The sequence below is a fragment of the Aeromonas sp. R2-1 genome (assembly GCF_040908425.1).
In the GTDB taxonomy this organism is placed as follows: domain Bacteria; phylum Pseudomonadota; class Gammaproteobacteria; order Enterobacterales; family Aeromonadaceae; genus Aeromonas; species Aeromonas caviae.
In genome coordinates this window covers 217851-237092 of record NZ_JBFODR010000007.1, presented here as the reverse complement: position 1 = coordinate 237092, position 19242 = coordinate 217851, and the positions used below count along the sequence as shown (strand labels likewise).

The window sequence follows — 19242 nt, the reverse complement described above, 5'->3', positions numbered from 1 at the left end:
GGGGCTTTAGCTTGTTTGCCCCCACGCGTACTGTGCTTGGCAGCCTCTGCCAAAGGATGCCTTTCATGCCTTATACCCTGCTGCCCCCGCCGCTCGCCCACCAGACACCCGACCAGATCCTGGCCGAGGAGCAGCGCTGGCTGCGGGAGTGCGCCGGTGACGGCGAGCCCAGGGCCCTCCTCTGGCAGGGCCCCCAATGCCTCATCGTCACCCGCAAGGATACCCGTTTGCCCCGCTACCAGGCCGCCTGCGAGCAGCTGGCCGCCGAGGGCTGGCCGGTGTTCGTGCGCGACAGCGGCGGCACCGCCGTGCCCCACGGCGCCGGCATCCTCAACCTCTCCCTCATGCTGCCCCGCACCACCCAGGATCTGGCCCACTACTACTGGCTGCTGGGGGCGCCCCTGCTCGCCCTGCTGGAGGAACACGGTCTTGCGGGCAGCTACGACTTCGTGCCCGGCTCGTTTTGCGACGGCCAGTACAACCTGGTGATCGGGGGGCGCAAGGTGACCGGCACCGCCCAGCGCTGGCTGGCGCCGGGCCGGGATCACGACGGCGCCGTGCTGGCCCAGGCCATGCTGCTGGTGGCGGGGGATGTGGACGAGGGCACCCGGATGGCGAGCCGCTTCTACGAACTGGCCGGGGGCGAGCTGCGCTTTGCTCCGGGCACCTCCACCACCCTGGCCCACGCCATTGGCTGGCAGGGGGAGGAGGCGGCCCTGGTGAGCCGGGTGAGCGAAGCGCTGGCGCAGCGGCTCACCGGAGATATTCCCTCCCCCTGACCCCCTGGGGGCAACAAGCGCTGCCATTCATTGCGTAAAATGCAAAAAAGCCACGATGAGCGTCGTGGCTTTTGCGTATTTCGCACAGATATTGTCAGAAGATCCGGGATCAAGCCACGGGTTTTGCCATCCCAGCCCGGATCCCGGTTGACACCATGGACAGGGGCCAGGTGACAGGGCTTCCCGCAGGCCCGCTTCTCATCAGGCCGTCTGCGGCTCGGGCTCGGATTCCGTATCCCGGTCCCGGCTGAAGTAGGCGCGGGTCTCGGCAATCACCACGTGGCGCAGGCCGATGAGGCCGATGAGGTTGGGCACCGCCATCAGGCCGTTGACGATGTCGGCCAAGAGCCAGATCAGGTCCAGATGGAGGAAGGCACCGCTCGCCACCAGCACCAGATAGATGAGGCGGTAGGGTTTGATCGCCTTCACCCCGAACAGGTACTCGGTGCAGCGCTCGCCGTAGTAATTCCAGCCAAGGATGGTGGTAAAGGCGAAGAACAGGAGGCCGATGCTCACCAGATACTGGCCCACATGGGCATCCAGCCCCTGGGCAAAGGCCTGACTGGTCATGGCCGCACCGCTTGCATCGCCGCTCCACACCCCGGTCACCACCAGCGTCAGGCCGGTCATGGTGCAGATGATGAGGGTGTCGATGAAGGTGCCGGTCATGGAGACCAGCCCCTGCTCCACGCAGGAATCGGTCTTGGCCGCCGCCGCCGCGATGGGGGCCGAGCCCAGCCCCGACTCGTTGGAGAAGACCCCGCGCGCCACCCCGGACTGGATCGCCAGCATGATGCCGGCGCCGACGAAACCGCCGGTGGCCGCATGGCCGGTGAAGGCGCTGCTGATCACCAGCATGACCGCATCGGGCAGGGCGCCTGCATTGTTCACCAGCACCCCGGCACAGGCGACGATGTAGAAGATGGCCATGAAGGGGACCACCTTGCTCGACACGCTGGAGATGGACTGGATACCCCCCAGGGTCACCAGCGCCACGATCAGGGTCAGCACCACGGCGGTCACTTCACGGGGTACCGAGAAGGAGAGGCTCATGGCATCACTGATGGCGTTGACCTGGGGGAAGGTACCGATGCCGAAGAAGGCGACGCCGATGCCGAACAGGGCAAACAGCTTGGCGAGCGGCTTGGAGCCGAGCCCCTTCTCCAGATAGTACATGGGGCCACCCGCCATCTGGCCGTTGGCGTCCTGCTGGCGATATTTCACCGCCAGCAGGCACTCGGCGTACTTGGTGGCCATGCCGAACAGGGCGGCCATCCACATCCAGAACAGGGCGCCGGGGCCCCCCAGCTTGATGGCGGTGGCCACACCGACGATGTTGCCGGTGCCGATGGTGGCGGAGAGGGCGGTGCACAGGGCACCAAAGCTGGAAACATCCCCCTGCTTGCCCTGCCCCTGATCGCGGCCAAAGACCAGCTTGAGGGCCAGCGGCAAACGCACGATCTGAAGCAGACCCAATCGCCAAGTGAGATAGATACCGGTCCCGACCAGCAGGATCAGCAGGGGGGGACCCCAGATAAAGCTATCGATGGCGGCGAGCGCCGATTGAATTGATGACATGCATCCTCCTTAAAAAACAACGATTAAGGAGGAGAAGGATGATCTTCCCATAGGTGTCGCGATCGGCCAGAGGCGATCGGATGCGGGCCAAAAACGTGTTCACACTCTTGCTGCGAGGTCGTGATCAAGGGTTATGCGCAGCTCGCTTATCTGGGACCGAGAGGCTCATGTATTCACATACACTCCGGTTCCTGCGCTGCTCTTTACCTTGCTGACGACCTCTCGTGACAGACCGTGAACAGTTTCAAGCTCAGGTACAACCATCCCATCCCCTCTGTCCTTTTGCCTGAGAGTTTCCGGCGCCAGATTGCGATGCAATCACGGTGCCTTGCTCCTTCGGCGCCCGATTCAACGGGTCTCTCCAGAGTATCGTCCAGTAGCAGTCCACACCGGTTGCCCGGTACCTGAAAGATTCACTTCTTCGGTGGATGGTTGCCCATCGCTCTCCTGCTACCTTCATCCGAACTAGTTTGGATCAGGAAGCGGGCATGGTAATCCAAAAAATGTGAGCTGTCTCGCACTCCCTGGCCCCGGCGCCCCCTTTTTACCTGGCCGCAACCCCCAGGCCTGATGTTATTAGTTCGTTAACTATCAACAGCTTATCAAGCTCCCTTCGGGGGTGCTCCCCATCACGGCCCTGATCGCTCCCCGTATCAAGAGCCTGTTTCGTCTCGACCAGAAAAACTTGCCGACATATCCAATCAAAATGCTTGCACACAAACTCAATAAGCCGATAATCCCGCGCATAACTAAGCACTTTGCAAGGGAGTTATGCAATGTGCCTGGTGGGTCCCTCCGGACCGCTCGCCTGAGCCGGCCGTCGCCGGTTCAATCGCATATGGCTTGGGCATATCACGCCCCCTAAGGACTATCAAAAGAGAATGAACGAGACCCTGGTCGCACAAGATTACCGTCAGTTGGTTGAACAATTCGGCTCCCCCCTGCTGCTGCTCGACAAGGCAGCCGTCCGCAAACAGTATCGGGCCCTGGCGGCCGCCCTGCCCGATGTGCGCTTGCATTATGCACTCAAGCCCCTGCCCCACGAGGCGGTGGTCTCTGTCTTGAAGGAAGAGGGGGCCTGTTTCGATCTGGCCACCAATGGCGAAGTGGATCTGGTGCGCAGCCAAGGGGTTCGCCCGGGACGCTGCATCCATACCCATCCCATCAAGCGTGACAGCGACATCCGTTATGCCCTGGAATTCGGCTGCACCGTGTTTGTCTATGACAACCCGCTGGAGCTGGAAAAGTTCCTGCCCTACAAGGACGAGGTGAAACTGCTGCTGCGGGTCAGCTTCCCGAACCCCGAGACCAAGGTCGATCTTTCCAAGAAGTTCGGCTGCACCCCGGAGCAGGCATTGCCGTTGCTGCAACTGGCCCAGGCCAAGGGGATCAAGGTGATGGGGCTGTCGTTCCACGTCGGCTCCCAGGTGCCCCACGCCCGTCGCCACGTGCAGGCCATCGACGCCTGCCGCGAGATCATGGAGCAGGCCTGGGAGCTCGGGCTCAAGCCCTGGGTACTGGACATCGGCGGCGGCTTCCCGGTGGACTATGACGGCGGCGAGTTCGACATCGACGGTTTCTGCGCCCCGATCCGCGAAGCCCTGGCCAAGCTGCCCGCCACGGTGCAGAAGATTGCCGAGCCGGGCCGCTTCATCAGCGCGCCGGCCATGACCTCGGTTTCCAGCGTGATGGGCAAGGCCCATCGCGGCGACAAGATCTGGTACTACCTGGATGACGGTCTCTACGGCAGCTACAACGGCCAGCTCTACGACCACGTCACCTACCCGGTGAGCACGCCCTATGCCCACGGCGAACTGCACAATGCGGTGCTCTCCGGCCCTACCTGCGACAGCGTGGACGTCATCCGCGACAGCATCATGCTGCCGGATCTCGAGATCGGCGAGCTGGTGGTGGGTCGGGTGATGGGGGCCTACACCTGGGCCTCCGCCTCCACCTTCAACTTCTTCCCCAAGGCGAGCATCCTGATTCTGGACAGCGCCCAGAAGCAGAAGCTGGTTGCCGTGGCCTGAGACCCGGCCCCGCGCACAAAAAAGAGGGGACGCCGCGGCGTCCCCTCTTTCATTTCATCGTCAGACTAGATGAACTGGCTGGTCAGCAGCCAGCCGGTGTAGGCGACGAAGCAGGCGAGCAGCACGCCCCCCTCCAGCCGGTTGATGCGCCCCTGCCCCTTGCGGCCCAGACACATCACCAGCAGCAACAGGGTCAGCCCCATCATGATGCTCCAGTCGCGGGAAAGCACTTCGGGCGCCACCTCGAGCGGGTGGATGCCGGCGGCGATGCCCACCACGGACAGGGTGTTGAACAGGTTGGAACCCAGCACGTTGCCAAGGGCCAGATCGTGCTCGTTCTTGCGAATGGCGATGAGGGACGATGCCAGCTCCGGCAGGGAGGTCCCCACCGCGACTATGGTCAGGCCAATCACCAGATCGCTGATGCCAAAGCCCTGGGCGATGGTCACCGCCCCCCACACCAGCAGACGGGAAGCCCCGATCAGCAGCACCAGGCCGACGATGAGCCAGAGGATGGCGCTCTTGAGAGACATACCCTCGGAGACGATGTCCTCCTCGGTATCCGTATCCAGCGCATCCCCCTTGCCGTTCATGCCGGCCCAGATGGACCAGCCCATCAGCACTGCGAACACGGCCCCCAGAATGGCGGCATCCATCCGGCCCAGATTGCCATCGATGAGCAGGGCGCCGGAGAGCAGGGTGATGCCGAGCAGGATGGGGATCTCCTTGCGCACCACCTGGGAGGCGACGGCGATGGGGCTGATCAGGGCGGTCAGACCCAGGATCAGGGCAATATTGGTGATGTTGGAACCATAGGCATTGCCGAGCGCGAGCCCGGGATTGCCCTGGGAGGCCGCCAGCGCGGAGACCACCATCTCGGGGGCCGAGGTACCAAAACCGATGATCACCATGCCGATCAGCAGCGGCGGCATACCGGCGTAACGGGCGGTGGCGGCGGCGCCGTCCACGAACTTGTCGGCACTCCAGACCAGCAACGCCAGTCCGGCAATCAGGGCAACAAAAGCCAGGGTCATATTGTTCTATCTCATCCACGGCAAACACGAGAGCCAGGCAAGTTGCCTGGCTCCATCCAAACGCGGCCTCAGTGTAACGGGGCCGCTTGCTATTTCAAGGTGTAATCAAACACCGATTAATCTTTCACAGCGCCGCCAGCAGGCTCTGGGCATCCGACACCTCGAACTTGCCCGGCTCCTCCACGAAGAGCCGCTCCACCACACCGTCGTTGGCGATGAGGGCAAAACGCTGGGCCCGCACGCCGCCGAAGGCGCCGGTCTCCTTGGCCAGACCCAGTGCCCGGGTCCAGCTGCCGTCACCGTCCGCCATCATGGTGATGGCAGAGGCGTTTTGGGCCTCTTGCCACGCCTTCATCACGAAGGCGTCGTTGACCGACAGACAGCACAGTTCCACCCCCTTGGCCTTGAACTGATCGGCCAGCACCACGTAGCCCGGCAGGTGAGCGTTGGAGCAGGTGGGGGTGAAAGCGCCGGGCACCGCAAAGAGCACCACCCGCTTGTCGGCAAACAGGGCCTGGGTATCCTTCACCTGCTTGCCCTCGGCGGTGATAAAGGTAAATTCCCCTGCGGGCAGGGATTGACCGACCGTGATCATGATGACGCATCCTTCTGTGGTTCAAAGAGGCCCAGTCTACCCCATTCCACCAGAAGGCGAAGGGGTCCATCGAGCAGCAACCAAGCGATCGGGGAGCGAACGCCTGTCGCCCCTATTTCTGGCCTGATGGCAGGCGCCTTGCCTGCCAGGTGGCGATGGCGAGCAGGGAGTCGGGCGTGAACTCGTCCGCCCGATCGGCTATCTCGCCCAGGCTCATCCAGTGCACCTCGCTCACCTCTTCGGCCTGCAGTTGCAGCGGCCCCTGATAGTGACAGCTGAACAGGCCGCCCCAGACCCGGTAGCGGCTGCCGCTCGCCTCCCCTTCGGCATAGAAGGTGCCGTAATCCTGCAGGGGCACGTCGCGGATCCCCAGCTCCTCGGCCAGCTCCCGCCGGGCGGAAAGGGCCATGGCCTCCCCCGTGGTCACCACGCCACCGGCGCAGGCATCCAGCATGCCGGGGCAAAAATCCTTGCTCGGGGTGCGCCGCTGCACCAGGATGCGCTCACCCTCATCCAGCACCAGGATGTAGCTGGCACGATGACGCAGGTTTTCCTGACGCACCCTGGCGCGCTCGGCCACCCCGATCACCCTGTCCTGCTCGTCTACTATGTCCACCCACTCCACGTGCGGCACCTTTGTCATGTCTGCAATGGCCGCAGTATATCGGGCCCCGGACCCGGACTCTCACTACTTTTTCAACGCCGGAGCTGCACGCCAGCCGATCACAAGACAGATTCATACAAATCTTTATCAAGTGTCACATCAGTGTCACGGTCCGTCGGCATAGTGTGCCCTGTCCAAACAACAGGGTCTCTTGCCATGAAGGTGTTCAAGCAGTGGTCTCCCCGTCGAATTGCTCGCTATATCAAGAGCTTCCATCATGGAAGTTTCATGGTTGAAGCACTGGGGCGGTTTGAGTTTCAAGGGGGGATCATCGATGTGAAGCCGTTGAGCTGTCATCAGGCGCTGAGCCTGGCCCGGCAGATCAACCTGGCCGTGCGCGATCTGCGCACCACCACCCTGTTGCCGGGCTGACATACTCCTTTCTGTCTGTCGTCGACTTCCATGTACACATTTGCCCGCCGCTCATTCGAGCGTGCGGGCTGTTTTTCTGAAGGTTGTGCCCTGCCTCAGTGCTGCAGGATCTGGGAGAGGAAGAGCTTGGTCCGATCGGACTGGGGGTTGTCAAAGAACTGATCCGGCACGTTCTCTTCGATGATTTGCCCCCGGTCCATGAAGATCACCCTGTCCGCCACCTGCTTGGCAAACCCCATCTCGTGGGTGACGCAGAGCATGGTCATCCCCTCGTGGGCCAGCTCCACCATCACATCCAGCACCTCCCGCACCATCTCGGGATCCAACGCAGACGTCGGCTCGTCAAACAGCATGACCTGGGGATTCATGCACAGACTGCGGGCGATGGCGACCCGCTGCTGCTGGCCACCGGAGAGCTGCCCCGGATACTTGAGCGCCTGTTCGGGGATCCGCACCCGGCGCAGGAAGTTCATGGCGATCTCCTCGGCCTCCTTGCGCGGCAACTGCTTGACCCAGATGGGCGCAAGGCAACAGTTCTCCAGCACGGTCAGATGGGGGAAGAGGTTGAAGTGCTGGAACACCATGCCCACCTCCCGGCGCACCGTCTCGATGTTCTTGAGATCCGAGGTCAGGGCCGTGCCCTTGACCAGGATGTCCCCGCTCTGGTGCTCTTCCAGCCGGTTGATGCAGCGGATCATGGTGGACTTGCCAGACCCCGATGGCCCGCAGATGACGATCTTCTCCCCTCTGCCCACCTGCAGGTTGATGTTGCGCAGCACGTGAAACTCACCGTACCACTTGTTGACCTCTTTCAGTTCGACAACTGCGTCCGTTTTCATATCAGAACGACTCCTAATGCTTGTGACCCGTGTTGAGTTTGCGCTCCAGATAGATGGAGTAGCGGGACATGCCAAAACAGAACATCCAGAAGATCATGGCGATAAAGACATAAGCTTCGGTGGAATACCCCAGCCAGGCCGGATCCGCCAGGGCCACCTTGGAGATGGCCAGCAGATCGAACAGCCCGATGATCAGCACCAGGCTGGTGTCCTTGAACAGGGAAATAAAGGTGTTCACCAGGGAAGGAATGGTGATCTTGAGGGCCTGGGGCATGATGATGAGGCCCATCACCTTCCAGTAGGAGAGCCCGAGGGCATCCCCCGCCTCATATTGCCCCTTGGGGATCGCCTGCAGCCCCCCTCTCACCACCTCGGCCACGTAGGCCGCCTGGAACAGGATGATGCCGATGAGCGCCCGCAGCAGCTTGTCGAGCTCCACCTCGGTACTCATGAACAGTGGCAGCATGACGGACGCCATGAAGAGCACAGTAATGAGCGGCACCGCCCGCCAGAACTCGATGTAGACGGTACAGAGGCTGGAGATGACCGGCATGTGGGAGCGACGCCCCAGTGCCAGCAGGATGCCGAACGGCAGTGCTACCACTATGCCCACCACCGCCAGCACCAGGGTGAGCATCAGCCCGCCCCAGCGGTTCGTTTCCACCACCTCCAGCCCCGCTCCCCCATGGATGAGGAAGAAGGCGATGACAGGGAACACCAGCAGGGTGAAGAGCGCCAGCCACCCCTTGCGCGGGGTCTTTGGCCAGATGAGCAAGGCCAGCAGCGCCGCCAGACCGGCGAAGGTCAGGTTGATGCGCCAGTACTGATCAGCCGGGTAGAAGCCGTAGAGATACTGCCCCAGCCGGCTCTCGATGAAGATCCAGCAGGCACCGCCCTGGACGCAGGCCTCGCGACTGCTCCCCTGCCAGGTGGCCGAGAACAGCGCCCAGTCCAGTGCAGACCAGATGAGTGGCAGCAACAGATAAGCCAGCACCAGGGTCAGCAGGCCGTTCCACCAGTTGGGGAAAAGGTTCTGCCTGATCCAGGCGAGCGGCCCCCGACGGTGGTTGGGAGGCGGCAGCGCCTCCTGCAATTCATTCACGAACATGACAGCTCCCTAGCGCTCAACCAGCGTCATTCTGCGGTTGTAGATGTTCATCAGCACCGAGGTGGTGATACTGATGACGAGATAGACCCCCATGGTCATGGCGATGACCTCGATGGCCTGCCCTGTCTGGTTGAGAGTCGTCCCCATGAACACCGAGACCAGATCCGGATAGCCGATGGCGGTCGCCAGGGAGGAGTTCTTGGTGAGGTTCAGATACTGGCTGGTCAAGGGAGGAATGATGACCCGCATGGCCTGGGGAATGATCACCAGCCGCAGCGTCTTGGTGGGCGAGAGCCCGAGGGCGGAAGCCGCCTCAGTCTGACCCTTGCTGATGGCCAGGATGCCGGATCGCACTATCTCGGCGATGAAGGCCGCCGTATAGATGGTGAGCGCCAGCAAGAGGGCCGCGAGCTCCGGCAGCACCGTCAGCCCCCCCCGGAAGTTGAACCCTTGCAGCGCAGGCACGCTCCAGCTAAGCGGGCTGCCCGCCAGCAGGAAGGTGATCCCCGGGAGCAGCATGACCAGGGCGGCCACACAGCGCCAGAACGGGAAGATCCTGCCGGTCAGGGCCTGACGGCGGCGAGCCCAGCGGCCCAGCCCCCAGCTCAGCAGCACCGCCAGCACCAGTGCCCAGAGCACGTAGCCGAATCCCTCTTCGAACAGGGGCTTGGGCAGATAGAAGCCCCGCACGTTGAGGAAGGCGAGCCCGCCTATATCCACGCTCTGACGCGGGGAAGGCAGGGTACGCAGCACCGAGAAGTACCAGAAGAAGATCTGCAGCAGCAGCGGGATGTTGCGAAACGTCTCTATGTAGACGGCCGCTATCTTGGCCACCAGCCAGTTGCGCGACAGGCGCGCGACCCCGAGTGCGAACCCGAGCAGGGTGGCAAACAGGATGCCGAGCACGGAGACCAGCAGGGTGTTGAGCAGGCCCACCACGAAGGTGCGACCGAAGGTATAGGTCTCGTCGTAGGGGATGAGGCTCTGCAAGATGCCGAAACCGGCCGTGTTGCCCAGAAAATCAAAGCCTGTGGTAATACCACGGGTGGCCAGATTGGTCAGGGCATTGTTGACGATGTAGAACAGAAACCCGATAACCGCCGCGATGGCCAGGCACTGGAAGAACAGCGCCCGCACCTTGGCGTCATACCACCAGCGGCCCTGTTCTTTCCTATGGTTTGATGCGTGTAACGCCATGAGGATGACTCCGACAAAGCCAGGGATAACATGGGGGGCCAGGCCCCCCGGTGACTGTCGACTCAGCGGATGGGTGGCGCGTACATCAGACCGCCCTTGTTCCAGAGGGCATTGATGCCGCGATCAATCTTGAGGGGGGAGCCGGCACCGACGTTGCGATCGAAGGATTCACCGTAGTTGCCGACCTGTTTGACGATGTTGTAGGCCCATTTGTCATCCAGCCCCAGCACAGTCCCTTTGGGCTCTTCCAGCCCCAGCAGGCGACGGATGTCAGGGTTGGTGGACTTGAGCATCTCGTCCACGTTGGCAGAGGTGACCCCGGCCTCCTCGGCATTGAGCATGGCGTTGAGGCTCCAGCGCACCACCTTGAACCACTGATCGTCACCCTGACGCACGGCTGGGCCCAGCGGCTCCTTGGAGATGACCTCCGGCAGCACCACGGCTTCCTCTGGCTTGGTGAGCTTGATCTTGAGGGCATAGAGCTGGGACTGATCCGAGGTCAGCACGTCACAGCGGCCAGCTTCGAAGCCCTTGACGGTCTGATCCGAGGTATCGAACACCACTGGGGTGTACTTCATGCCGCCATTGGCGCGGAAATAGTCGGCCAGGTTGAGCTCGGTAGTGGTACCGGACTGGATACAGACGGCGGCACCGTCAAGCTCCTTGGCGCTCTTTACCCCGAGGGACTGCTTGACCAGGAACCCCTGCCCGTCGTAGTAGTTCACCCCGGCGAACGTGAGGCCCAGCGACCCATCCCGGGTCAGGGTCCAGGTGGTGTTGCGCGAGAGCAGATCCACCTCCCCGGACTGCAGGGCGGTAAAGCGCTCCTTGGCGGTGAGGGAGACATACTTGACCTTGCCGGCATCCCCCAGCACGGCGGCGGCCACGGCGCGGCACACGTCCACGTCGAGCCCGGTCCAGGTTCCCTTGGCATCCGGGTTGGAGAACCCGGGCAGGCCGTCACCGACCCCGCACTGCACGAATCCCTTCTTCTTGACGGCATCCAGCGTACCGTCCGCCCACGCATTGGCTGCCATCAGCGACAGCGCCATCACCATACCTGCCTTGTGTATCTGCTTCATGTCACTCTTCCCTGTGGTTTGATTCAAACAGGCATCAAAATCTAGCGAGATGCCATCGTTTCCCTGCTTTTTGGCAGCTTATCCAGCCGCAGAAAAACCTGTCAATCGGTGCAATCCGGCCCAACCATGGTGCAACAGAACAAAATATCTGAACGGGGGAATATGCACTCTCAGAATCAAAAGTAGACCCTTATTTGCAAAATAGCCTGCTGCTTAAAACCCTTCTTGGCATGAGGATTATTTTTCGAAAATAAATCGGCTGCACCGCATTGGGGCAGCCATTTCTGCTGACAACTGACTCATCAGATTCGGTTTTATACCAAAAGCACCAGAGTGAGGCAGCATGACCCCATATGGAAAAATGGCAATAACAGGCAGGGAAAAGCAAATAAACAGGAGATAAAAGGCGGGGAAATGGCGACCTCATCTCCCGCACACGGGGCTTCAGAAAACCAGGAGGTCATCCTCCCCGTGGACCATCCGCAATGTCGGTGATGACGCCGTTTTCGACGGTGACAAACTGCATGAATTCCCGCTTGCCGAAGTTGTAGGTCCAGCGCTCGGCATATTTGACCGTCACTCTCGCCCCGAAGCCGTTCTCCTCGAAGCGGGTGAGATCTTCCTTGAGCATCGGCTGGCCACAGCGAACCAGCAGCTCTGCCGTGGTGTCTCCCTCGGTCAGCAAGGCGTTCTTGCAACGCAGGGTACCTGCCTGCACAGGCAAGACCGCCACCAGCAACAACCACAGAACAGGTTTCATTTTGCACTCCATTTGAACAGCATGGCGCCCAGCGAGATGCACACCAGGGCGAACACCATGACCTGACCCAGAGGGCCTGCCACCTCCTGCCATCCCGCCCCTTCCAGCATCACGGCGCGGGCTGCTTCGATGATCTGGCTGAGGGGCAGCCTGGCCGCAAGCTGCTGCAGCCAGGCGGGCGCGCCTTCCAGCGAGAACCAGACACCGGATAAAAACATCATGGGCAAGCTGATGAGATTGAGCAAACCGCTCGCCAGCTCCTCGTTCTGCAGGCGAGCCGCGATGAGCAGGCCAAGGGAGGCCATGGCCGTTCCTCCCGCCAGGGCGATCACCAGCAGCAGCCACCCCGACCCGATGAGGGGCACATCCAGCAGCCAGTAGGCCGCGCAGAAGACCAGCAGGCTCACCACCAGGGTGATCAGCACCCGTGACAGCAACTGGGCGAAGAGAAACTCCAGCGCGCCGAGCGGCGTGGCTCGCAGCCGTTTCAGCACCCCGTTCTTGCGATAACGCACGATGACAAACCCGACCCCGAACAGGCCGGAGAACATCAGGTTCATGCCGATCACCCCGGGCAGCAGCCAGTCGCCGTAGCGGATGGCGCGCCCGCTCAGGGTCTCTCTTTGCAAGGGCACCTGCACCGCCTGGCGCAGCAGATACTCGGCCATGGCCCCCTGAGGAGCGTCCGGGTTTATCCAGTAACGCCCCCCGGCGGGTGAGAGCAGCAGGTCCAGCTGATGGTGACGGACCTTGAGCTGACCTCTCGACGCCTCGTCATAGGGGATGATCTTGAGCAGCGGCACGGCGCGCAGCGGGGCATAGGTTGCGGGCAGTTCCCCCACCACCCCGATCTGTACCAGCGGTTTTGGCGGGCCGGAGAAGATGAGGGAGAAGCCGATGACCAGCAGGAGCGGGAAAAGCAGGTTCCACACCAGGGCCGCGCGATCGCGCACGAACTCGAGGGTGCGGGCATAGAAGAGCGCCCCGATGCGCTTGAGGGATCCCTTCATCGTCCACTCCCGGGATTGGATGTCGGCAAGGCGTACCGCAGCCCGGAGGCCACGGTCAGACAGAACTCGGTCATCCCTCTCATGCGCCGCTCCGCAGGCTGTGGCCGGTCAGGTTCAGGAAGAGATCTTCCAGATTGGGGGAGCGCACCTGCATGCCGGTGAGCGGCACACCAAGATCCAGCAAGGCTGGCAGCAGGGTCGCCACGTCGGGGCAACAGAGCTCCACCTGATCGCCTACCGGACGCAGGGGATAGCCGAGCCCAGCCAGGGCCGGGTGCCCCCCAAGGCGCACCAGCACGCCGTCGAAGTGTTGCGCCAGCAAGGCCGCCGGCGTATCCAGACTGAGCAGGTGGCCGTGATCGACGATGGCAATCAAATCGCACAGTTGCTGCGCTTCGTCCATGTAGTGGGTGGTGAGCACCACCGTCTTGCCCTGGGCCTTGATCGCCTCTATTCGCTGCCAGAAGTGGTGGCGCGCCTGGGGATCCAGTCCTGTAGTGGGCTCATCCAGAAACAGCAGTTCGGGATCCCCGAGCAGGGCCAGAGCCAGCAGCAGGCGCTGACGCTGGCCCCCCGAGAGCTTGCGACTGTCCCTGTCGATGAACTCGCCCAAGGCGCACAGATCGATGAGCAGCTCCCGTGGCAAGGGATTGGGGTAGAGGCTGGCGAACAGGCGCAGGGTATCGCGCACCGTCAGGAAATCCTGTAGCGCCGTGTGCTGGAACTGGATGCCGATGCGGGAGCGATAATCCGGGCCGCGCGGGGCGCCGTGAAACAGGATCCGGCCGCTGTCCGGAGTGAGGATCCCCTCCAGCAGCTCGATGGTCGTGGTCTTGCCCGCCCCGTTCGGGCCGAGCAGGCCGAAACAACTGCCGGCGGGAATGGCAAAGCTGAGCCCGTCCACCGCCTTGACACCGGGGAAGTGCTTGACGAGATCGACGACCTCGATGATGGCTGCCATGGCGTGTCTCCCTCACATGGCCGGAATGGACGACGCTCTGACTATATCCAAATCCCCGCCGAAGGCACATGGCCCGTTTGGGCGGTCCAAAAACAAACGGCGACCTCAGGGTCGCCGTTTGCATCACGCCAGCCGGATCACAGGATGTCCAGCAGCTCCACTTCGAATACCAGAGCGGAGTACGGCGGGATGGAGCCGGCGCCACGGGCACCGTAGGCCAGATCCTGCGGAATGTAGAGCTTCCACTTGGAGCCAACCGGCATCATCTGCAGCGCTTCCACCCAACCGGCGATCACGCCGGTCACCGGGAACTCGGCCGGTTGGCCGCGCGCAACTGAGCTGTCGAACACGCCACCGTGGGTGAAGGTACCGTGGTAGTGCACGCGCACGGACTGACCGGCAACCGGCACGGCGCCATTGCCTTCGACCATGACTTCATATTGCAGACCGGAGTCGGTGGTCTTCACTTCGGCGCGCTTGGCGTTGTCGGCCAGGAAGGCTTCGCCTTCGGCGGCAGCGGCCTTGGCGGCAGCTTCCTGCTCTTCCTGCATGCGGGCGGTGATCACCTGGAAGGCATCGTTGATATCGTCACGGCTGACCGCGAACTCCAGGCCGTTCAGGGCATCTGCCAGACCTTGTTGCAGGGCCGGGATATCCAGACCGGCGAAGGCTTGCTGAGCCAGTTGGTCGCCCATGTTGCGGCCGATGCCGTAGCTGGCCTTCTGTTCGATAGAGTCGTATTGGGACATTGAGAGGTTGCTCCGGGTCCTGATGGTAAAAGAGACGGGATGATAACAGACTTTTTTGCACCGTGCTGCCAAGACGCCCCTCAATTGACCGCCGGTGGGAGAAGCCTCACATCGGCCCCCTCATCCCCGCCCCTTCTCCCGCAAGGGGAGAAGGGAGCAAAACAGAGCACCATGGCGCCGCACGGTCTGCATCAGGCCTTGTCCAGCAGTGCCCGCACCGCCGCGACCTTGGCGCCGTCGGTGATGTTGACCCGGCCATCGTCCGAGGTGCCCATGTTCACACCATGGGGCACCATGCCGCCGCGCCAACCCATGCCGGACATGTGCACTTCATTGACGCCGGTGAATTCGATGATGGTGCGCACGTTGTCGGCGTTGACCCCGGCCCCCGGCATCAGGCTGGCCCGTCCCGCCAGCGCCTGGTGCATGGCTTGCAAGGTTTCGAGCCCCGCCAGCGCGGTCGGCGCATGGCCGGAGCTCAGAATGCGCTCGCAACCCGCCGCGACGATCGTCTCGAGATCCAGCCGCCAGTCGGAGGAGAGATCGATGGCCCGGTGGAAGGTGACGCCGAGCGGCCCCGCCGCCTCGACCAGTTGCCGGAGCTTGCCTTCGGGTACCCGTCCATCTTCATCCAGCAGACCGACCACCACCCCTTGCAGGCCGGCGGCACGAGCGGCCGCGATATCCAAGAGCATCATCTCGAACTCGCCGTCGTTGAAGCAAAAATCTCCGGCGCGTGGACGGATCATGGCGTACACCGGCACAGTGGCGTGGCGGGCAGCCAGCTGCATAAAGCCATAGGAGGGAGTGAGGCCACCCAGCCCCAGCGCAGAGCAGAGCTCGATGCGATCGGCGCCGGCCGCCTGGGCGGTGAACAGGGATTCGAGGTTGTCGATACAGATTTCAAGACGGGTCATGATGACTCCTTGTTCGGGGAGATCAGACCCTCTGTCCGATCTCACAGATTGAGCAGGGCTGCACCGCGCACACCGCCGGCTCCACCGAAGCGGGCCTCGCGGATCGCCGGCAGGGCGACACCGGGCAGCAGGTGGCCGGGCAGACGTTTGGGCAACTCCTCATAGAGGGCTGGCAGGGCGCTCAGGCCGCCCCCCAGCACCACCACATCGGGATCAATCACCGAGATGGCGGTGGCGAGGCCGGCGGCGATGATCTCGAGCCAGCAGTCGATGGTCGAGAGGGCCGCCGCCTCACGGGCATCGGCACGGGCGACGATCTGGTGGCCGCTCACCCGTTCCCCATGAACATGGTGGTATAGCCGCTCCAGGCCCGTACCCGACGCATAGGTTTCGAAACAGACCAGGCGCCCGCAGCCACAGCGAGGACGGGGCAAATCCGGGTATTTCATCAGGATGGTGGCGGGCAGCGGGTAGTGACCTATCTCCCCCGCCAGCCAGTTGCGCCCCTGGATGAGCTTGCCCGCCAGATAGACGGCGCCGCCGATGCCGGTGCCTATGGTGACGCCGAGGGCGCTGCCAGCACCGTCTGCGGCCCCCTGATGCACTTCCGACCAGAGGAAACAGTTGGCGTCATTGTCGACCTTGACCGGTCGGCCCAGCAGCTCGGCCAGATCCGCCCCCAGATGGCGGCCATGGATGGCGGGCAGGTTGGCCGCCACTATGCTCCCGTCGAGGCGATTGAGGATCCCCGGAAACCCGATGCCGACGGCCCCTTTCACCCCGAAGCGCGCATCCGCCGCCTCGACCCGCTCGCGGATCAGCTGCTGCAACCCTTCGTAATCATTGCCGGGAGTGCTCATGCGCTCCTCGTGACAGAGATTCAAGGCGCCGTCATACACAGCGAACGCTATCTTGGTGCCGCCAATGTCAAATCCGTAGTACATGCCACACTCCCTTGTGGTGGACCCGGCCACCTCAGTCTGTCCAGATGGGGCACATTGTATTAATTCGCAAAAAAAATAAAGTGACCGAGGGCGAAAAACGGGAGCCAGCTCAAAGCAAACGGAACATTTGTCGCTGTTGGCAAGGTTGTCCGAGGCTCATCAGGGTGCGCTCCTGACCGTCGAACATGAAGCCGCGGCGCAGGTAGAATCCCTCGCCGATGTGATTGCCATCCAGCAGCCAGAGCCTGACGCACTCGCAACCGGCCCGGCGCATCTGCACCGCCACCGCCTGCCACAGCCGTTTGCCATGACCCTGACGCCAGTGATCGGGATGAAGGTAGAGCGCCCGGATCCGCGCCGTCATCAAGCCTTCCTCCAAAGAGGGCTGCCAGTAGAGCAGGCCGATGACCACGTCGTCCTGGCAGACCAGCATGGGAACGGGGCCGGGCTCGGCGAGGCGGTGTCGCCAGATCTGCAGGTGGTCGGTCACCGCCAGCTGGGTCAGCATGTCGGCCCCCAGCACCTCCCCGTAGGCTGCCAGCCAGCTCGCCCGCTGCATCACCGTCATGGCGGCGGCATCGGCGGGACGCGCCAGGCGCAGGCTTACGCCTTGCACTGGGGTACCAGCCCTGATGCTTTCGCCTGCTGGTACAGGGGCTGCACTTCGGCCTGCTGGGCCTGCAGGTTGGCGATCCGGCTCTGGTCGCTGGGGTGGGTGGAGAGCAGCTGGGGCGGTGCCTTGCCACCGGAGGCGGCGCTCATGTTCTGCCACAGGGTGACGGCTTCGGCAGGGTTGAACCCGGCGCGGGCCATCAGCTCGAGACCGAGCCGGTCCGCCTCGCTCTCCTGGGTTCTGCCATAAGGCAGGGCTATCCCCACCTGGACCCCGAGGCCCAGAGCGGCCATGGTGGCAGCGCCCCCGAGGCTGTCGCTGCTGCCGATGGCGGCGTCCGCCACCGCCAGCCCGATACCGGTCAGCTGATCCCGGGAGAGGCGCTCGTTGGAGTGCTGGGCCAGCACGTGGGTCAGCTCGTGACCGATGACGGTGGCGAGCTGGTCCTGATTCTTGGCGACTTTCAGCAGGCCGCTGTACACGCCTATCTTGCCGCCGGGCAGGGCGAAGGCGTTGATCTCCTTGGAGTCGAACACCACCACCTCCCAGCTGGTGATGCCATAGCTGGCAGGCACCTGGGCGGTCACCGCCTTGGCCACGCAGCCCACATAGGCATTCATCCTGGCATCCGTGCTCACCTTCTCCTGCTGCTTCATCTGGGTGAAGGAGTCGGCCCCCAGCTGGTTCATCTGCTGGGGGGAGAAGAGCAGCATCTGGTTGCGACCGGTCGGCGACTGGGCGCAGCCGGCCAGCAGGGCGCTGCACAAGGCCGTCAGGGCCAGTCTGGAGAGGGAAGATGCGCGCATGAGAGGGTCCTTTGCCGTGAAGTTGCCCTATTCTCGGAAATGCCGCCGCCCGGCGCAAGCCGGGCGCTGCGCCCTGCGACCAAAAAGATCCTGAAGCGCACCAATGAAAACGAGCCCGCATGGGGCTCGTTTTTCTGCAAGGGCATGTTCTGTTACATGATGCCCAGCTTCTTCAGGTCGGCCTGAACCACCTTGGCCGGGACCGGCACATAGCCGTCCTTGGCAACGATGGTCTGGCCCGCCTTGGAGAGCATCATCTTCACAAACTCCTGCTCCATCGGGGAGAGCGGCTTGTTCGGATGCTTGTTCACGTAGACGTACAGGAAGCGCGACAGCGGGTACTTGCCGGTGATGGCGTTGTCGGAGCTCGCCTCGATGAAGGTCTTGCCATCCTTGGAGAGCGGAACGGCGCGCACCCCGGAGGTGACGTAGCCGATACCGGAGTAGCCGATGCCGTTCAGGGAGGAGGAGACGGACTGTACCACGGAGGCGGAGCCCGGCTGCTCGTTCACGCCGCTCTTGAAGTCACCGTTGCACAGGGCGTGTTCCTTGAAGTAACCGTAGGTACCGGACACGGAGTTGCGACCGAACAGTTGCAGATCCTTGCCGGACCAGCTGCCGTCCAGACCCAGATCAGACCACTTGGTGGCCGCCTTGGCTTCGCCGCACTTGAGGGTGCTGGAGAAGATGGCGTCGATCTGCGACATGGTCAGCCCCTTGATGGGGTTGTCCTTGTTGACGAACACGGCCAGGGCATCGACGGCGACGCGGATGGCGGTCGGCTTGTAGCCGTAGCGCTTCTCGAATGCCTCCTCTTCACCGGCCTTCATGGCGCGGCTCATGGGGCCAAACTGGGCGACGCCCTCGGTCAGGGCAGTCGGTGCGGTGGAAGAACCGGCGGCCTGGATCTGCACGTTGACGTTGGGATACATGCGCTTAAATTCTTCGGCCCACAGGGTCATCATGTTGGCCAGGGTGTCCGAGCCGACAGAGGACAGGTTGCCCGAGATGCCGCTGGTCGGTGTGTATTCCGGCAGGTCTTTATCCACACCGGCAGCCAGAGCGCTGACAGAAAACAGGGTTGCTGCGGTGAATCCGATGACACCAGCCAGTTTGTTGAGTTTCATCCAATCTCTCCAAGTCCAAGGTTGCAGAAGGCAATCGTCAGGTTGACGTCTAAACGTGGTTGACACCCGATCGCAAT

General features: G+C 62.8%; 20 protein-coding genes and 1 riboswitch. Of the genes, 3 read left to right on the top strand and 17 right to left on the bottom strand.

The window, feature by feature from the left end; genetic code table 11:
- Positions 1 to 65: 65 nt before the first annotated feature.
- Complete coding sequence (locus tag AB5Y80_RS01425; protein WP_368172437.1) at positions 66 to 779, top strand: protein ligase; 714 nt, start codon at positions 66 to 68, stop codon at positions 777 to 779.
- 201 nt (positions 780 to 980) lie between these two features.
- Here the strand turns inward: AB5Y80_RS01425 and AB5Y80_RS01420 are convergent, their stop codons facing one another.
- Positions 981 to 2357 carry an alanine/glycine:cation symporter family protein gene (locus AB5Y80_RS01420; protein WP_368172436.1) on the bottom strand — a complete coding sequence of 459 codons (1377 nt, stop codon included), beginning with the start codon at positions 2355 to 2357 and terminating at the stop codon, positions 981 to 983.
- A gap of 264 nt (positions 2358 to 2621) precedes the next feature.
- A riboswitch (glycine riboswitch) is annotated at positions 2622 to 2732 on the bottom strand.
- A 506-nt stretch (positions 2733 to 3238) separates the two neighbouring features.
- Here AB5Y80_RS01420 and AB5Y80_RS01415 point away from each other — a divergent pair.
- Positions 3239 to 4387 (top strand): type III PLP-dependent enzyme, encoded by a 1149-nt coding sequence (locus AB5Y80_RS01415; RefSeq protein ID WP_010673490.1) that lies wholly within the window; start codon positions 3239 to 3241, stop codon positions 4385 to 4387.
- A 65-nt stretch (positions 4388 to 4452) separates the two neighbouring features.
- Here AB5Y80_RS01415 and AB5Y80_RS01410 read toward each other — a convergent pair whose 3' ends face one another.
- From AB5Y80_RS01410 to yfcD, 3 genes are all read right to left on the bottom strand, one after another.
- On the bottom strand, positions 4453 to 5421 hold the full coding sequence (locus AB5Y80_RS01410) for a calcium/sodium antiporter (RefSeq protein WP_368172435.1): 969 nt from the start codon (positions 5419 to 5421) through the stop codon (positions 4453 to 4455).
- A 124-nt stretch (positions 5422 to 5545) separates the two neighbouring features.
- Positions 5546 to 6016: a peroxiredoxin gene (locus AB5Y80_RS01405; protein ID WP_368172434.1), complete on the bottom strand. Its 471-nt coding sequence runs from the start codon at positions 6014 to 6016 to the stop codon at positions 5546 to 5548.
- 112 nt (positions 6017 to 6128) lie between these two features.
- The gene (gene yfcD, locus AB5Y80_RS01400) at positions 6129 to 6659 is read right to left on the bottom strand and encodes an NUDIX hydrolase YfcD (RefSeq protein ID WP_102948786.1); all 531 of its coding nucleotides are present in this window, start codon (positions 6657 to 6659) and stop codon (positions 6129 to 6131) included.
- A gap of 177 nt (positions 6660 to 6836) precedes the next feature.
- Between yfcD and AB5Y80_RS01395 the strand changes: the two genes are divergently transcribed.
- Complete coding sequence (locus AB5Y80_RS01395; protein ID WP_010673486.1) at positions 6837 to 7052, top strand: DUF1107 family protein; 216 nt, start codon at positions 6837 to 6839, stop codon at positions 7050 to 7052.
- A gap of 95 nt (positions 7053 to 7147) precedes the next feature.
- On the opposite strand, the gene AB5Y80_RS01390 is transcribed toward AB5Y80_RS01395, so the two are convergent.
- The 13 genes from AB5Y80_RS01390 to AB5Y80_RS01330 form a co-directional block, all read right to left on the bottom strand.
- A complete protein-coding gene (locus AB5Y80_RS01390) occupies positions 7148 to 7891 on the bottom strand; it encodes an amino acid ABC transporter ATP-binding protein (RefSeq protein WP_010673485.1) in 744 nt (247 codons plus the stop codon).
- 13 nt (positions 7892 to 7904) lie between these two features.
- The gene (locus AB5Y80_RS01385) at positions 7905 to 8999 is read right to left on the bottom strand and encodes an amino acid ABC transporter permease (protein ID WP_010673484.1); all 1095 of its coding nucleotides are present in this window, start codon (positions 8997 to 8999) and stop codon (positions 7905 to 7907) included.
- Positions 9000 to 9008: 9 nt separating this feature from the next.
- A complete protein-coding gene (locus AB5Y80_RS01380; protein ID WP_225159791.1) occupies positions 9009 to 10196 on the bottom strand; it encodes an amino acid ABC transporter permease in 1188 nt (395 codons plus the stop codon).
- Between the two features lie 62 nt (positions 10197 to 10258).
- A complete protein-coding gene (locus AB5Y80_RS01375; protein ID WP_042015020.1) occupies positions 10259 to 11278 on the bottom strand; it encodes an amino acid ABC transporter substrate-binding protein in 1020 nt (339 codons plus the stop codon).
- Positions 11279 to 11738: 460 nt separating this feature from the next.
- The gene (locus AB5Y80_RS01370; RefSeq protein WP_182935988.1) at positions 11739 to 12050 is read right to left on the bottom strand and encodes a DUF2845 domain-containing protein; all 312 of its coding nucleotides are present in this window, start codon (positions 12048 to 12050) and stop codon (positions 11739 to 11741) included.
- Positions 12035 to 13048 carry an ABC transporter permease gene (locus tag AB5Y80_RS01365; protein WP_104451726.1) on the bottom strand — a complete coding sequence of 338 codons (1014 nt, stop codon included), beginning with the start codon at positions 13046 to 13048 and terminating at the stop codon, positions 12035 to 12037. Before AB5Y80_RS01365 ends, AB5Y80_RS01370 begins: the two co-directional genes overlap by 16 nt.
- Before the next feature lie 79 nt (positions 13049 to 13127).
- Positions 13128 to 14009 carry an ABC transporter ATP-binding protein gene (locus AB5Y80_RS01360; protein ID WP_045523520.1) on the bottom strand — a complete coding sequence of 294 codons (882 nt, stop codon included), beginning with the start codon at positions 14007 to 14009 and terminating at the stop codon, positions 13128 to 13130.
- Between the two features lie 137 nt (positions 14010 to 14146).
- Positions 14147 to 14758, bottom strand: a complete 612-nt coding sequence (locus AB5Y80_RS01355; protein ID WP_010673478.1) for an FKBP-type peptidyl-prolyl cis-trans isomerase — start codon at positions 14756 to 14758, stop codon at positions 14147 to 14149.
- Positions 14759 to 14949: 191 nt separating this feature from the next.
- Positions 14950 to 15675: a copper homeostasis protein CutC gene (locus AB5Y80_RS01350; protein WP_049636301.1), complete on the bottom strand. Its 726-nt coding sequence runs from the start codon at positions 15673 to 15675 to the stop codon at positions 14950 to 14952.
- Positions 15676 to 15716: 41 nt separating this feature from the next.
- Positions 15717 to 16619: an ROK family protein gene (locus tag AB5Y80_RS01345; protein WP_045523530.1), complete on the bottom strand. Its 903-nt coding sequence runs from the start codon at positions 16617 to 16619 to the stop codon at positions 15717 to 15719.
- 109 nt (positions 16620 to 16728) lie between these two features.
- Entirely contained in the window at positions 16729 to 17235 is a 507-nt protein-coding gene (locus AB5Y80_RS01340) for a GNAT family N-acetyltransferase (RefSeq protein ID WP_201894446.1), read from the bottom strand.
- On the bottom strand, positions 17223 to 18038 hold the full coding sequence (locus AB5Y80_RS01335) for a M48 family metallopeptidase (protein ID WP_010673474.1): 816 nt from the start codon (positions 18036 to 18038) through the stop codon (positions 17223 to 17225). The genes AB5Y80_RS01340 and AB5Y80_RS01335 overlap by 13 nt, the downstream gene beginning before the upstream one ends.
- Before the next feature lie 152 nt (positions 18039 to 18190).
- A complete protein-coding gene (locus AB5Y80_RS01330; protein WP_039039286.1) occupies positions 18191 to 19165 on the bottom strand; it encodes a PstS family phosphate ABC transporter substrate-binding protein in 975 nt (324 codons plus the stop codon).
- Positions 19166 to 19242 lie beyond the last annotated feature (77 nt).

Coding starts and splice junctions, on each gene's coding strand:
- AB5Y80_RS01425 (WP_368172437.1), top strand. CDS start 66: ATGCCTTATACCCTGCTGCCCCCGCCGCTCGCCCACCAGACACCCGAC.
- AB5Y80_RS01420 (WP_368172436.1), bottom strand. CDS start 2,357: ATGTCATCAATTCAATCGGCGCTCGCCGCCATCGATAGCTTTATCTGG.
- AB5Y80_RS01415 (WP_010673490.1), top strand. CDS start 3,239: ATGAACGAGACCCTGGTCGCACAAGATTACCGTCAGTTGGTTGAACAA.
- AB5Y80_RS01410 (WP_368172435.1), bottom strand. CDS start 5,421: ATGACCCTGGCTTTTGTTGCCCTGATTGCCGGACTGGCGTTGCTGGTC.
- AB5Y80_RS01405 (WP_368172434.1), bottom strand. CDS start 6,016: ATGATCACGGTCGGTCAATCCCTGCCCGCAGGGGAATTTACCTTTATC.
- yfcD (WP_102948786.1), bottom strand. CDS start 6,659: ATGACAAAGGTGCCGCACGTGGAGTGGGTGGACATAGTAGACGAGCAG.
- AB5Y80_RS01395 (WP_010673486.1), top strand. CDS start 6,837: ATGAAGGTGTTCAAGCAGTGGTCTCCCCGTCGAATTGCTCGCTATATC.
- AB5Y80_RS01390 (WP_010673485.1), bottom strand. CDS start 7,891: ATGAAAACGGACGCAGTTGTCGAACTGAAAGAGGTCAACAAGTGGTAC.
- AB5Y80_RS01385 (WP_010673484.1), bottom strand. CDS start 8,999: ATGTTCGTGAATGAATTGCAGGAGGCGCTGCCGCCTCCCAACCACCGT.
- AB5Y80_RS01380 (WP_225159791.1), bottom strand. CDS start 10,196: ATGGCGTTACACGCATCAAACCATAGGAAAGAACAGGGCCGCTGGTGG.
- AB5Y80_RS01375 (WP_042015020.1), bottom strand. CDS start 11,278: ATGAAGCAGATACACAAGGCAGGTATGGTGATGGCGCTGTCGCTGATG.
- AB5Y80_RS01370 (WP_182935988.1), bottom strand. CDS start 12,050: ATGGAGTGCAAAATGAAACCTGTTCTGTGGTTGTTGCTGGTGGCGGTC.
- AB5Y80_RS01365 (WP_104451726.1), bottom strand. CDS start 13,048: ATGAAGGGATCCCTCAAGCGCATCGGGGCGCTCTTCTATGCCCGCACC.
- AB5Y80_RS01360 (WP_045523520.1), bottom strand. CDS start 14,009: ATGGCAGCCATCATCGAGGTCGTCGATCTCGTCAAGCACTTCCCCGGT.
- AB5Y80_RS01355 (WP_010673478.1), bottom strand. CDS start 14,758: ATGTCCCAATACGACTCTATCGAACAGAAGGCCAGCTACGGCATCGGC.
- AB5Y80_RS01350 (WP_049636301.1), bottom strand. CDS start 15,675: ATGACCCGTCTTGAAATCTGTATCGACAACCTCGAATCCCTGTTCACC.
- AB5Y80_RS01345 (WP_045523530.1), bottom strand. CDS start 16,619: ATGTACTACGGATTTGACATTGGCGGCACCAAGATAGCGTTCGCTGTG.
- AB5Y80_RS01335 (WP_010673474.1), bottom strand. CDS start 18,038: ATGCGCGCATCTTCCCTCTCCAGACTGGCCCTGACGGCCTTGTGCAGC.
- AB5Y80_RS01330 (WP_039039286.1), bottom strand. CDS start 19,165: ATGAAACTCAACAAACTGGCTGGTGTCATCGGATTCACCGCAGCAACC.